This is a genomic window from Xanthomonas vasicola (assembly GCF_000772705.2).
Taxonomy (GTDB): Bacteria; Pseudomonadota; Gammaproteobacteria; order Xanthomonadales; family Xanthomonadaceae; genus Xanthomonas; species Xanthomonas vasicola.
The window spans coordinates 215,607-229,267 of sequence record NZ_JSBW02000002.1 but is presented as its reverse complement, the minus strand read 5'-3'; the positions used below and the strand labels follow the sequence as shown (position 1 = coordinate 229,267).

The 13,661-nt window shown below is 65.8% G+C and carries 13 protein-coding genes; 7 read left to right on the top strand and 6 right to left on the bottom strand.

Features of this window, described 5'->3' with window-relative positions:
- Positions 1-8 precede the first annotated feature (8 nt).
- From NX05_RS01165 to fabG, 7 genes are all read left to right on the top strand, one after another.
- Positions 9-758 (top strand): lysophospholipid acyltransferase family protein, encoded by a 750-nt coding sequence (locus NX05_RS01165; RefSeq protein ID WP_039437319.1) that lies wholly within the window; start codon positions 9-11, stop codon positions 756-758.
- An 11-nt stretch (positions 759-769) separates the two neighbouring features.
- Positions 770-1,057 carry an ApeI family dehydratase gene (locus NX05_RS01160; protein ID WP_010369753.1) on the top strand — a complete coding sequence of 96 codons (288 nt, stop codon included), beginning with the start codon at positions 770-772 and terminating at the stop codon, positions 1,055-1,057.
- On the top strand, positions 1,054-2,028 hold the full coding sequence (locus tag NX05_RS01155) for a lysophospholipid acyltransferase family protein (protein ID WP_039437316.1): 975 nt from the start codon (positions 1,054-1,056) through the stop codon (positions 2,026-2,028). The genes NX05_RS01160 and NX05_RS01155 overlap by 4 nt, the downstream gene beginning before the upstream one ends.
- Positions 1,952-2,599: a LolA-related protein gene (locus tag NX05_RS01150; RefSeq protein WP_010381441.1), complete on the top strand. Its 648-nt coding sequence runs from the start codon at positions 1,952-1,954 to the stop codon at positions 2,597-2,599. Before NX05_RS01155 ends, NX05_RS01150 begins: the two co-directional genes overlap by 77 nt.
- 138 nt (positions 2,600-2,737) lie before the next feature.
- Positions 2,738-5,104: an MMPL family transporter gene (locus NX05_RS01145; RefSeq protein ID WP_039437598.1), complete on the top strand. Its 2,367-nt coding sequence runs from the start codon at positions 2,738-2,740 to the stop codon at positions 5,102-5,104.
- Positions 5,091-5,552 carry a hotdog family protein gene (locus tag NX05_RS01140; RefSeq protein ID WP_039437313.1) on the top strand — a complete coding sequence of 154 codons (462 nt, stop codon included), beginning with the start codon at positions 5,091-5,093 and terminating at the stop codon, positions 5,550-5,552. Before NX05_RS01145 ends, NX05_RS01140 begins: the two co-directional genes overlap by 14 nt.
- A gap of 167 nt (positions 5,553-5,719) precedes the next feature.
- The gene (gene fabG / locus NX05_RS01135) at positions 5,720-6,457 is read left to right on the top strand and encodes a 3-oxoacyl-ACP reductase FabG (protein WP_039437310.1); all 738 of its coding nucleotides are present in this window, start codon (positions 5,720-5,722) and stop codon (positions 6,455-6,457) included.
- 18 nt (positions 6,458-6,475) lie between these two features.
- Here fabG and NX05_RS01130 read toward each other — a convergent pair whose 3' ends face one another.
- The 6 genes from NX05_RS01130 to NX05_RS01105 all read right to left on the bottom strand — a co-directional run bounded on the left by NX05_RS01130 (position 6,476) and on the right by NX05_RS01105 (position 13,461).
- On the bottom strand, positions 6,476-8,149 hold the full coding sequence (locus tag NX05_RS01130) for a tannase/feruloyl esterase family alpha/beta hydrolase (protein WP_039437307.1): 1,674 nt from the start codon (positions 8,147-8,149) through the stop codon (positions 6,476-6,478).
- Positions 8,150-8,680: 531 nt separating this feature from the next.
- Positions 8,681-8,941 (bottom strand): hypothetical protein, encoded by a 261-nt coding sequence (locus tag NX05_RS01125; RefSeq protein ID WP_253956506.1) that lies wholly within the window; start codon positions 8,939-8,941, stop codon positions 8,681-8,683.
- Between the two features lie 110 nt (positions 8,942-9,051).
- Complete coding sequence (locus NX05_RS01120; RefSeq protein WP_039437305.1) at positions 9,052-10,674, bottom strand: NAD(P)/FAD-dependent oxidoreductase; 1,623 nt, start codon at positions 10,672-10,674, stop codon at positions 9,052-9,054.
- Positions 10,671-11,492, bottom strand: coding sequence for a glycosyltransferase family 2 protein (locus NX05_RS01115; RefSeq protein ID WP_039437302.1), 822 nt, complete (start codon positions 11,490-11,492; stop codon positions 10,671-10,673). Before NX05_RS01115 ends, NX05_RS01120 begins: the two co-directional genes overlap by 4 nt.
- Positions 11,489-12,262, bottom strand: coding sequence for a beta-ketoacyl synthase chain length factor (locus NX05_RS01110; protein WP_039437300.1), 774 nt, complete (start codon positions 12,260-12,262; stop codon positions 11,489-11,491). Before NX05_RS01110 ends, NX05_RS01115 begins: the two co-directional genes overlap by 4 nt.
- Complete coding sequence (locus NX05_RS01105; protein WP_039437297.1) at positions 12,262-13,461, bottom strand: beta-ketoacyl-[acyl-carrier-protein] synthase family protein; 1,200 nt, start codon at positions 13,459-13,461, stop codon at positions 12,262-12,264. The genes NX05_RS01110 and NX05_RS01105 overlap by 1 nt, the downstream gene beginning before the upstream one ends.
- Positions 13,462-13,661: the final 200 nt, after the last annotated feature.

The following is a 13,661-nucleotide window of genomic DNA, read 5'->3' as shown; positions in this document are numbered from 1 at the left end:
AGACAAAGATGCCGTTGGCAAGGATGCCGCCGCGCCTGGCGTGGGCTGTGTTCAACCTGTTGCAATTGGTGTTCACGCTGGCCTTTACCGCTGGTGGGATCGTCTACGCGTTGGTATTGCTGGCGATCACTCGCGATGCCGACCGACTGCTGCGCATGGGCAGCTGGATGTGGTCGCCGGTGCTGTTTCGCGGTGCGGGCGCCACCGTCATCGTGGAAGGGCGCGAGCGGGTGGATTGGTCCAAGAACTATCTGTTCGTGAGCAACCACCAGTCGATCATCGATATTTGCGCGCTGTTCTACGCCCTGCCGGTGCCGCTGCGCTTTTTGCTCAAGGAAGAAATGCGCAAGGTGCCGTTCGTGAACTGGTATGCGCGCGCCACCGGCATGCTGTTTCTGGACCGCGACAGCCGCAGGGCAGGGGCGCTGGTGCGACGTCAAGCCGCCGCGCTGTTGCGCGAGGGCAAACAGTTGTGTCTGTTTCCCGAAGGCACCCGCAGCCGCAACGGCGCATTATTGCCATTCAAGGCCGGGCTACTGCAGGCCGCTATCGATGCTGGCGTGCAGGTGGTTCCGGTGGCACTGGACGGTTGCGGCAAGGTGTTGCCGGTCGATGGCCTGTTCAGGGTGCGCCCGGGCATCATCCGCGTGCGGATCGGTACGCCGATCGCGGTGACCGGGCCGGATGCGCCGGATCGCCAACAATTGACCGAGCAGGCACACAAGGCCGTGGCTGCAATGCTTCAACCCAGGATCTGAGTTCTGCGCTTATGGATTTCGTTGTGCCGCATGATCATCCCTGCCTGCCCGGACATTTCCCGGGCCGTCCCGTGGTGCCTGGCGTGGTCGTGCTCGACCATGTGCTGCAGGCGGTGGAAGCGCTGCATGGTCCGCGTGCAGCCGCGCGCCTGCCGCAGGTGAAGTTCGTGCAGCCGTTGCTGCCCGGCCAGACCGCCTCGGTCACGCTGGAAGGCGATGGCCCGCGCTGGCGCTTTCGTGTGCAGCGCGACGGTACATTGCTGGTCAGCGGCGAACTGGTGGCGGAGGCAGCGGCATGAGCAAGCATTGGAAACAGCGTCCGGAAGGTGGTGGGCGCTTTGCGTTGTGGCTGATCCGCGGCATCGCACGGCACGGCGGGCGTGCAGTGGGCCGCGCGCTGCTGTATCCGATCACGCTGTACTTCCTGCTGGTGCGTGCGCCCGAGCGCGCCGCCTCGCGTGCCTATCTGGCGCGGGTGCTGTGCCGCCCGGCCACGCTGCGCGATGTGGCGCGGCACATCCACACCTTTGCTTCGACCATCCTGGACCGGGTCTACATGCTGGGCGGGCAGATGCAGCGCTTCCGCGTAGATATCAGCGGCCTGGATCAACTGCGCACGCAAATGGATCGCGGCCGCGGCGTGCTGATCTTCGGCTCGCACCTGGGTAGCTTCGATGCGCTGCGCGTGCTGGCCACCGAGCGTCCGGACGTGCAGGTCAAGGTGGTGCTGGACAAGGCGCACAACCGCGCCATGACCGACCTGCTGGGTGCGCTCAACCCGCAGCTGGCCGCCAACATCATCGACGCCGGCATGGATGCAACCTCGATCGTCATGGCGATCAAGGAAGCCACCGACGCCGGTGCGCTGGTGGCGCTGCTGATCGACCGTCCGCGCGAGGGCGACCCGGCGCTGCCGGCGATGTTCCTCGGCCGCAATGCCATGTTCCCAACCTCGCCGTGGTTGATCGCCGCTGCGCTCAAGGTGCCGGTGGTGCTGGCGTTCGGCCTGTATCACGGCGGCAATCATTACGAGCTGGCGTTCGAAACCTTCAGCGAAGGCCTGGACGTGCCGCGTCGTCAGCGCGCCCCCGTGCTTGCGGTGCTCATGCGCGATTACGCTGCCAGGCTGGAACATTACACCTGCTACGCGCCGTACAACTGGTTCAACTTCTACGATTTCTGGAACACCCACCATGCCGATGTGCCGCACCCTGCCGTGGATGCTGATACTGCTGTTCAGCGCCGCACCGCTATGCGCCGCACCGCCTGAGACGCTTGACGTCGGGCAGGTGCTACAGCGCCTGGCCCGCCCTGCACCGGTCAGCACCGAATTCGTCGAACTGCGGGGCTCTGCCTTGCTGAAGACGCCGTTGCGCGTGGAGGGCCACTACCGGCGCCCGGATGCGCAGACATTGGTGCGCGAAGTGAGTGCGCCGTACCACGAAACCACCACGCTGACCGGCGACGAAGGCGTGCTGGAACGCGAAGGCAAATCGCCACGCCGTTTCTCGTTGAGCCGCGTGCCCGAACTGGCCGGCTTGAAGTCCGGCTTTGGTGCGTTGCTGTCTGGCGACCGCGCGCTGCTGGAGCAGCACTACAGTGTCAGCGGGCAGGGCCAGCCGCAGGCCTGGCAGCTGACGCTGCAGCCCAAGGATGCCGCCGTGGCCAAGCAGGTGCGCGAATTGCGTCTGTACGGACGCAAGGACGAACTGCGCTGCATCGAAAGCGTGCCGGCCAAGGGTGACGTGCAGCGCACGCTGCTGGGCACTGCGGCGCGCGAAGCGGCCGGCGTCGCCGATGCCGCCGCGCTGACCACGCTCTGCCACGGTTCGGGCGCGTGACCGCGCGCGAGATGGTTGCGCCGGTCGTTTCTAAACACATCACACCCTTCGCAGCTGAAACGCGCACGTTGCCGATAACGCCCGATGCCGCGCGTGCGGCCGGCGAGCGTTCGGCCGCTGCAGCAGGACACGTACACCATGTCGCTTAAGTTGAACGCAAACCGCCGCATCGGCCTGGCGCTGCTGTGGCTGGCATTGCTGGCGGTTGCCGGATTTTGGTTGAGCGAGACGCTCAAGGTCACCGGCGATCTGCGCAAATTCATGCCCGCCCCGCGCACGCCGGCGCAAAAACTATTGATCGAAGAACTCGGCGAAGGCCCAGGATCGCGGCTGCTGCTGATGGCGTTGTCCAATGGCGACCCCGTCACCTTGGCCGAGCAGTCGCAGCAACTGCAGAAAGCGCTGGCTGCACAGCCGGAGCTGTTCGAACTGGTCGGCAACGGTGGCAACGCCGGGTTGGAGGCGATCCCCAACCGCTTGCTGCCGTATCGCTATCTGCTCAGCGACAGCTTCGACAAGACCCCGCTCGACGCGCCGACGCTGGAAACCGCGTTGCAGGCGCGTGTGCAGGATCTGGGCTCGCCGGCGGCGGCCATGGTCGAGCCATTGCTGCCGCGCGACCCCACGATGGAAGTCCTGCACCTGGCCGAAACCCTGCAGCCGGCAGCGATGCCGCAGACGCGCAATGACGTGTGGTTCGATCGTGCCGGCACTTCGGCGCTGTTGATCGTGCAGACACGCGCGGCCGGCTTCGACCCCACCGGCCAGCAGCTGGCTTACGACGCCGTGCAAGCGGCTTTCGCGAAGGTCAGCAAGGGCACGTCCACGCGCCTGACGCTGACCGGGCCGGGCGCATTCGCCGTGGAAATCACCGCGCGCACCCAAGGCGAGGCGCAGTGGATCGGCACGCTGGATACGGTGGGCCTGGTGCTGTTGCTGCTGGTGGCCTACCGCAGCTGGAGGATTCCGGTGCTCGGTGTGTTGCCGTTGGCCAGTGCCGGTTTGGCCGGTTTGGGCGCTGTCGCACTGCTGTTCGATGGCGTGCATGGCATCACTGTGGCGTTCGGGTTTACGCTGATCGGCGTGGTGCAGGATTATCCGATCCACCTGTTCAGTCATCAGCGCCCCGGTCTGGATCCACGCGAAAACGCGCGGCATCTGTGGCCGACGTTGGCCACCGGCGTGGTGTCCACCTGCATTGCTTATGTGACCTTCCTGTTTTCCGGCGTGGATGGCTTGCGGCAGTTGGCGGTGTTCACCATCGCTGGCCTTGCTACTGCCGCGGTCACCACACGCTGGATGCTGCCGGCCTTGATCGATCCGGCCCCGCGCGACTATGCCGATTCGCGCCTGCTGGCCGTGCTGTGGCGGGGCGTCGCCCGCTTGCCGCGGCCATGCATCAGCCTGGCGGTGATGGCCGTGGTCAGCATTGCCGTGATCGTGTTTGCGCCGGGGCAGTTCTGGCAGAACGATCTGTCGAAGCTGACCCCGGTGCCGCCCAAGGCATTGGCGCAGGACATGCATCTGCGTCAGGAACTGGGCGCGCCAGATGTGCGTTACGTGCTGGCGCTGCCGGCAGCGAACGATGAGGCGGCGTTGCAGGCCAGCGAGCAATTGCGCCCGCGCCTGGATGCATTGGTGCGCGATGGTGCGTTGCTCGGTTACGACATGGCGGCACGCTACCTGCCCAGCGCCAAGACCCAGCATGCGCGGCAGGCGGCGTTGCCTGATGCCGCGCAGGCGCGTGCGTTGACCGAGGCTGCCGTCGCCACCACGCCGTTCCGCAGCGATGCGTTTGCGCCGTTCCTGCAGGATCTGGACGCCGCCAAGCGCGCCGCGCCGCTGCTGCCGAAGGATCTGACCGGCTCACCGCTGGCGACCTCGGTTGGTGGCTTGCTGCTGAGCCGTGGCGATCGCAGCACCGCGCTGGTGTCGTTGACCGGTTTGCGCGATCCGGCCATTCTGGCGGCGGCCGTGCAAGGCAGTGGCGCGCAATTGCTGGATCTGAAAGACGCTTCCGAATCGCTGGTGGCCGCTTACCGTGGACGGGTGCTTGGCGCGCTGGTATTGGCCGCCTTGTTGCTGGCAGTGACCGTGGCGATCGCACTGCGTAGCCCGCGCCGTATCGTGCGCGTGCTGCTGCCGATGGCGCTGACCACGGTGCTGATTCTGGCGATCCTGCGCGGCACCGGCGTGGAGCTCAATCTGTTCCATCTGATCGCGTTGATTCTGGCCGCCGGCCTGGGTCTGGATTACGCGCTGTTCTTCGATCACGCCGGCGACGATCACGCCGACCAGCTACGCACGCTGCATGCGTTGATTGTCTGCAGCCTGATGACACTGCTGGTGTTCGCGTTGTTGGCCGCGTCCAGCATTCCGGTCTTGCGTGCCATCGGTAGCACGGTGGCGCTGGGCGTGTTGTTCAATTTCATTCTGGCCTTGCTGGTATCGCGCGAACCGGCGCTGGAACGCACCGCAAACGGAGAGCCGCATGCAGGGACGTGACGCGATTGCCACGCTGATTCCGCACCAGGGCAGCATGTGCCTGTGGGAAGAAGTCATCGAGTGGGATGAGCAGCGCATCGTGCTGCGCAGCCACGCGCATCGCAGCGATGCGCATCCGTTACGGTCCAACGGGCGCCTGCGTGCGCTGCATCTATGCGAATACGGCGCACAGGCCATGGCCGTGCATGGCGGTTTGCTGGGACGCGCATCCGGCAAGCCGGTACGCGCATCCGGCAAACCGGTACGCACGGGCATGCTGGTGGCGCTGCGTGGCGTGGAGTTGCACGTTAGCTATCTGGAAACCCTGCCGGGGGCGATCGACTGCGAAGCACAGCTGCTGATGCAGGGCGAGGACAGCCAGCAATACAGTTTTCGCCTGACCCATGGCGAGCAATTGCTTGCCGAGGGGCGTGCCGCGGTGATGCTGGGCGCTGCGAAGACCCTGTAGGAGCGCGCTGGCGCGCGATGAAGCGTTACCGCTAAAGCCTCATCGCGCGCCAGCGCGCTCCTACCGAATGTGGGCGCTCAATACCGGCGATCTATTCCTGCGCTTGCCGCAAGTGGTTAGGATGAGGCTCTTTCCGCCGCCGTTTCCGCGGCTTCATCTGGACTTCCATGAGCACATCCATTCCAAAACGCCGCGCACTTGTCACCGGCGGTAGCGGCGATCTTGGTGGTGCGATCTGCCGTCATCTGGCTGCGCAGGGCCGGCATGTGATCGTGCATGCCAATCGCAATCTGGCCCGTGCGGAAGCGGTGGTTGCGGCGATCGTGGCCGATGGCGGTAGCGCACAGGCAGTGGCCTTCGATGTGGCTGACGCGCAGGCAAGTTCGGCGGCGCTGGAGAGCTTGCTGGACGCCGGCCCGATCCAGATCGTGGTCAACAACGCCGGCATCCATGATGATGCGCCGATGGCGGGCATGAATGTGGAGCAGTGGCACCGCGTCATTGATGTGTCGCTGCACGGTTTCTTCCACGTCACCCAGCCGTTGCTGCTGCCGATGGCGCGCACGCGTTGGGGCCGTATCGTCAGCGTGTCGTCGGTTGCTGCCGTTTTAGGTAATCGCGGCCAGACCAATTACGCCGCCGCCAAGGCGGCGTTGCACGGTGCCAGCAAGTCGCTATCGCGCGAAATGGCCAGCCGCGGCATTGCGGTGAATGTCGTCGCGCCGGGGGTGATCGAAAGCGAGATGGTCGGCGACAGTTTCGCGCCGGAGGTGATCAAGCAATTGGTGCCGGCCGGCCGCGTCGGCAAACCCGATGAAGTGGCCGCGCTGGTCGCCTTCCTGTGCTCGGAAGCAGCCGGCTACATCAATGGCCAAGTCATCGGCGTCAATGGCGGCATGGGCTGAGCACCACGCCGCCCATGCTCAGCGGCAACTGAAGCTGGCAGCGCTGTCGACATTGCCACCGACGTAGCGCGCCACCTGCGGATACGGACACAATGGCCGCGTGCGTCCCTTGCCCCATTGGCTGGGCACCTCGCCGTTGTCGCTACGCGCAGCGGCGGTGATCGCTGCGGGTGCCTGGCCGTGTTCCACCCACGCGATCAAAGGCGTCAACGCGTCGAATTGATCGGTTGCCGGCCCGCCGGCGCAATGACTCATGCCTGGCACCGGGAACAGTCGGGCGAAATCGCTGGCCTTGCCATCGTTGGCGATCGTCAGCTTCGTATACCAGGCCGCGGTATCGTCGAAGGAAAAGATCGCATCGCCGGTGCCGTGGTAGATCAGCAGCTTGCCGCCGCGTGCTTTCAGCGCCGATAGATCGGTCTCGTGCGGCGGCGTCATGTAGTCCCATGCGGAGGTGGTGTAGACACCGGAGGTCGCAAAGATCTTCGCCGCGTCGCGGGCGAAATTGAAGCCAAGCGCATAGCCGGCCAGATCCTTCTCGGCGCTGCGATCGGCGGGCGGGCTCATGAACTCGAACGCCACCGATGCCGGCACCAGGGTCAGCGATGCCGACTGCCGCCAGTTGGCCCAATCGCCGCTGGACACGCCCGGGTCGTAGGGAAAGCTGGCGTACAACGCCCCGTCGGCACCATCACGCGCGCCGGCATAGATGGCGCCGACGGCTTGTTTTTGCGCTGCGGTCAGGCAACTGCCGGTACGGCCGGCGCTGCCGCAGGTCGGTACATCGCGGCCCAGATCGAAATTGCTCTGACAGGCCGCCACATCCTGCACCATGCTGTCCTTCGCACCATCCAGGGCATCGCACCGCGCGAGGATGGCATCGCCCACCAGGCGGCGTTCGACGGCCGTCAGGCCGCTGGCGACATCGTGGCCGTCGCTGAGCGCGGCCAATTGCTGCGCCGTCGCCATCGCGGCCAGTGCGGCCTTGGGGAGATGAAAGCCGGGGTCGCCGGCCAGAATGCCGTCATAGTTGGCGGCATCGCGCGCGGCGGCCACCATCGCGTGGCGGCCGCCATTGGAACATCCGCCGAAGTAGCTGGTATCGGGTCCCTTGCCGTACGCGACGGCGATGACCTGCTTGGCCATCGCCGTCAGCACCTGCACCGCGCGATAGCCATAGTCCAGGCGCGCCTGGGGATCCAGGCCGAACAAGGGATTCTGATCGCCGTCATGGCCGGCGTCGGAACTGATCACCGCAAAACCCATGCCCAGTGCGCTGTTCTGCTCGCCCCCGCCCCCGATGTCGCCAGTCGCGGTGACCACGCTGCCGTCCAGGCCGTCATTGGCCTGGTAGAAGAAGCGCCCATTCCAGGCCTTGGGCAAGCGCATCTCGAAGTTGATCGCATAGGTCTGCTGATCCACTGGACTGGTGCGTTGGTGCATTTTGCCGACGATTTGGCAGTGTTCGCCGATCGCGCGTGCGCCGCTGTGCAAACGGCCGGCGTCGACCGTGGTGACCGTGCTGAAGGTGGTATCGGCATAGGCAAGCTTGGCCGCCAGCGCGTCGCAGCTTTGCGACATTTTCGCCGGAACTGCCGCGCCCTTGCCGGACGTGTCTTGCGCCGGCAGGTAGAGCGGCACGGCCAGGCACGCCAGCGCGGCCGGCAACGTCAACAGGTAGGCCTTCTTCACGTTTTCTCCAATCCGACGGTGCGTTGGAAGCGATTGCGGCGCATACCTGTACGCATCACTCTGCGGGCGCGCCAGGCGAGGGAAAGGCGACCGTAATCGGTGCCCGGCGCGCTGAGGGGGCTATCGCCGTGGAGGGCGACAGATAGCGCGCGTGACGGAGTGTCAGGCCAGGTCGGGCTGCCACACCGTGATGGCTGACTGAACGCTGCGAAAGGATGACGTTGGGAGCGAAGTGCTTGCCGCGAACCGGGCGCGTCTACGGCATTGCTGTCCATGGCTCGCGTCCTGAAGGATCGACCGCGAGCGAATCGCAGCGCGCTACTCGTCGGTACGCAAACAACGGATGCTGACGTCGGCGGGGATGCGTTGGCTAGCTGGGCCGAACCGACGTTGACGGATTGTGGCCGGAGCTATCGGCCATATCAGTGCTCAGGTTGCCCGATTACCCGCAGTGGCCGATCGAGGGCTACGCCCGGCAGGCGGCTGCGGCATTTCGTTCACGCCTGCAGGGTTGAAGTTGACCGAAGCGCGTCAACCGCCGGTTTCATCAATCTGCATCACCAGTTCGCGCTCATACGCACTATGGGCAGCGCTGCAACGCACCGACACGGTATTGCCATTGGCGCGCAGGCGGCCATCGACGTACGGGCCGTCGCCACGGTCGTGATAGGAAGCGGTCCAGTTATAGATGCTGGCTCCCTGCGCGAGGTAGTGGGTCTCCGCCAGGCGTCGGCACGCTGGCACCAGGTCGCTGGCGTTCGTCAGCACCGGCTCCCGCACGTACTGCACCACCGTCTGCGCATTGGCTGCGCCCCCAAGCGAATCGCTCCCCCGGGTGTTTCATACTCTTCTCGTCTTCAAAGTGCGTAATACGGCGCCTGCGTCACCGCGCCGTGGGTGCCTCAGGCCGCGTCGGCATACCATGGTGCGGTGAGCACCGGGTCGCCGACGGCGTTGGCGGTCAGGGCGTCCAGTCCATGATCGGACAGAAGCGGATGGCGTTGTTGCGCCTTGTGCAGGATCTCCCGCGCCAATACCGCCATGCGGGCGATATTGTTGTGCAGTCGGGCGGCAAAGGCTTCGTCGTCGAGCGTGTCGCGCAAGGCGCCATTGAGGGCGTTGAACCAGTCGATCAAGTACTGGTCGAGCAGGCGGCCGTCGGCTGGCGGCATGGCCTGGGCGCGATTGTGCTCGCCCCAGTCGTGCAGCACCCGCTGCATTGCCAGATTCATGTCGCGCGCGAACAGAAAGTCGTTCTTCATGCGCGAGAGCAAACTGAGATTGGCGATGCGCCCGCTGCAGAACAGCGGTGCCAGCAATGACCAGTAGTAGGTGTAATCCCAGATCACCTTGACCGGCATCACCTGCTCATCGCCGAACAGCGCGTACTGGTCCTGATACAGGGTCAAGGTGTTTTCGTAGAACGAGAAATACAGCTGCTCGTACAACTCCACGTACGGGCTGAGCGATTTGCCGGCGCGGTCGCGGCCGATCAATTCGCAGATATAGGTGTTGGAGATCGCGATGAAGTCGCTGCCAGGCGAATAGAATGGATCCAGGAACACGCCCGCTTCGCCGGTCAGTGCCCAGCGCTGCGGCGAGAACACCTGCTTGCAGCCATACGAGAAGTTGCGCAGGAACAGAAAGTCCTGCAGCCGGTAATCGGCTTGGTCGAGCGTGGCGGCCACCTGCGGCTGATGCGTACGCAGCCAGGTCATCGCCTTCTCGTGGGTGTTCATGCCTTCCAGCGGATGCATGTCTGCATCGCAGACGATGCCCAGCGAATGCGCACCCGAAGACAGCGGAATCAGCCAGAACCAGTAGCCCGGCCCGCACATGTGATTGGTCGAACGCCAGCGGTCCGGCGGCGTGCAGCGCTGCAGCCAGCTGCTGTTCTGCGACCAGACATTGGGGTCGATCAGGCCCTCCACCCGCCACCACACCGCATTGGCGTTGTGATCGTTGTCCTGCGCCAGGCCGAGCTTGCGCTTGAGCAGGCCGGCGCGGCCGCTGGCGTCCACCACCCAGCGTGCGCTCAGCGTGCCGGGCGTGCCATCGCGTTCGAAGCGCACTGCGTGGTCTGTGTCGTTGTCGGACAGGTCAACGCCCTTGACACTGCAACTGTCGACAAAGGCGATGCCCTGCGCACGCGCGCGTTCGCCGAGAAAATTTTCGAAACGGCCGCGATCAATCTGCCAGGACGGCGTGGGCAGGATCTTGCTTACGCCCAGTTCGGTGCAACGGTCGATATCGCTGCGCTGGTCGGAGAAGAAAAAGCGGAACCCGAACTTGCGAATCTGCTCCGTTTCCAGATGCTCGCGCAGACCAAGCACGTCGGCAAAATAATGCGCGCCGATTTCAACCGTGGATTCGCCAACCTTGAACGCGGCTTCGCGCACCGGGTGGGCGCGCCGTTCCAGCACGGTGATTGCCAGTGCGGGGTCGCGTTGCTTCAACTGCAACGCCAAGCTCAGGCCGGCCAGGCCACCCCCGGTGATCACGACATCGGCGCGCGGTACATTCATGGGGACTGGTTGCTCTTGGTGACCTCGGGCACAGTAGCAAATTCGCCGTCGGCATCGTCAACGATCACCGGGTTGGCGCGCACGCGGCGGTATTCGCGCCACACATGGCCGTACGCCCAGACCTGTGCGACCACGTGCGAGGTGATATTCCACAGATCGCGCACCAGCCGAAAATGGCTCTTGCGAAATGTGCCCGGCGAGGTGCCGGCATAGCGGGTTTCGATCGGTACTGCGACCACGCGCGCGCCGGCCTGGCGTGCGGCGGAAATCAGCAGCTGCGCTTCGAACACGAAGCCTTCGCCGGGCACATTCGGCAGGGTGAACACCGAAGCCGGATATAGCCGCTGGCCGCTTTGGCTGTCGACCAGGCGGAAGCCGCAGGCCCAGGCAATGCCCCAGTCGCCGAAGTCGTTGCCGATGCGGCGGATGGTGGGCTGGGTGGCGCGCTTGCGCATGCGCGCACCGATGATCACGCAGCCCGGGTGGCGGTTGGCGGCGGCTAACAGGCGCGGGAAATCGGCGGCCTTGTGCTGGCCGTCGCCGTCCATGGTCATCACCGCGCGCATGCCAAGCCGCTGTGCTTCGGCAAAACCACTGCGCAGTGCGGCGCCCTTGCCCATGCGCTGCGGGTGACGGATCAGCGTGACCGGCATGCCGGCGATGCACTCGGCGGTGCCATCGTCGGAGCCATCGTCGATCACGATGACGTGCGAGCAATAGGTCAGCGCGTCGGTGACCACTTCGCGGATGCGCAGCGCCTCGTTCAAGGCTGGCACCAGAATGGCAGTATCGTCGCGGCTCAGCGGTTGCCGGCTCATCGCTGGATCTCCACGCGCAGTACCCGGCCCGGGCTGGCATACAGCGCCACGCTGTCGCCACCGCCGGCCAGCAGGTCGAACAACGGCAGCATCGGTGCCATCGCATTGTGGGCGACGTGGCGTGCCAGCGCGCCATCGCCGGGCGAGGGTGTGCCGTCTTCCAGCTGCGCGCGTAGCTGCGGCTTGCCGGCCTGGCCGGGCGTGCCCAGCACCAGCCCGCTACCGAGCAGGCCCTGGCTGGGCGCGACCCGACCCAACGGCCCAACCGAGCGAGCGTCGTAGCTGGCCAGCAGCACGGCTACCGCACCGGCAGCGCGTTGTGCCAGCGCCTCCAGCAGGCCTTGCGCGAAGCTGCCGCGGCTGGCGCTGATCGCGGTGGCCGGGGTCATCGCGCCGGCGCCGATGGTCCAGTAGCCGGCCGCGGCGTTATGCACCGAGTTGTGGAACTTGGTCGGTGAGATCGCCAACGGATCGCTGGCCAGGGTGGTGCACATGTAATCGGAGATGGCCAAATCGCCGAAGGTGGAGGTAAAGATCGACGGCAGGCTGGCCGGGTCGCGGCCGGCGGCGGTGCAGGCAGCCAGCGCGGCTTCCAGGGATACGGCCACGGTGTCCGGCGCACGGCGGCGTTCGTTGGCCGCCAGCAATTGCGGCGCCGGGCGGGCGGTGGTTTCCTGCAGCTCACCTCCGCGCGCGAATGCGCAGGCGGCCTCCCAGTTGGGTAGCCCCTGGGTCCAGAAGCCGATGCCTTCGATGGTCGCGGTCAGCATCAACGGGCCCGCCCGAACAGCAGCGAACAGTTGTTGCCGCCAAAGCCAAAAGAATTATTCATGGCGTAGTCGATCCGGGCATGGGCGTTATCGAAGCGGATCTGCGGGCCGCAGGCCGGGTCGGGAACCTCGCTGTTGAGCGTGCCGGGCAGTACGTCGTCGCGCAGCGCGAGCAGGGCGATCACCGATTCGACGATGCCGGCCGCGCCCAATGTGTGGCCGGTCCAGGCCTTGGTCGAACTGGCGTGCAAGGTATCCGGGAAGATCGCTGCCACGGCAGCGGCTTCCACGCTGTCGTTGGCCGGCGTGGCAGTACCGTGCAGATTCAGATAGCCCACTGCAGCCGGATCCAGACCGCCCCGTTCGAGCGCACCGCGCATTGCCAGCTGCGCGCCCAGGCCTTGCGGATGCGGCGCCGACATATGGTGCGCGTCGCTGGATTCGCCATAGCCGTACAGCCACAGCGCCGCATCCGGTGCGGCGGCCGGGCGTTCGAGCAGCGCAAAGCCGCCGGCCTCGCCCAGGTTCAGGCCGATCCGGCGCGCATCGAAGGGCTGGCACATCTCCGGGGCCACCACCTGCAGCGAGTTAAAGCCGAACAGCACACAGCCGCACAGGGTGTCCACGCCGCCGACCAGCGCCGCGTCGATGACCCCGGCATCCATCAGCCGCGCCGCCTGGGCGAACACCTTGGCGCTGGAAGAACAGGCCGTGGCCACGGTGACGCACGGGCCACGCAAGCCGGTGGCGTGCTGCACGAAGTCGCCCAGCGAATGCGGGGTGTGCACGACCGGGCGATCCAGATCCTCGGGAAAGCGCACACCGTCCGCGTCCTGAACCAGCCGCGTATACGCCTCTTCGGTGGCGCCAATGCTGAAGGTCGAGGTGCCGATGATCACCGCCACGCGCTCGGCGCCGTAGCGCTGTGCGGCGGCCTGCACGGCCTGCGCCATGCCGTCCTGCTGCAGGGCCAGCCAGGCCAGGCGGTTGTTGCGGGAATCCCACGCTTGCAGGGCCTCGGGCAGGACCACTTCTTCCACGCCATCGACGCGGCCGACCCAGCAGGGCAGCAGCGGTTGCGGCCCGAAATCGTTGCGACGCAGGCCGCTACGGCGGGCGGTCAGCGCAGCGGCCTGGGCAGCAAGCCCAGCGCCGAGCGCGGTGGTGGAAGTGAACGCGGTGATGGCAACCGGGGCCATCTGGGACGAATGCTGCGCTTGGCTCACGATGGTCTGGCTGGCAAAAAGTGCGCTCAGTATATCGATGGCATGCGCCCGCCCCGTGGATGGCGCAACTGAATGTGACAGTCATGTCGCTGACACGGCTGGGATTTTCGCGCAGGCCGCGCTTTCGCCATCGCTGCAATTGCGACACAATCGACGCGACACACCTCTCTTTC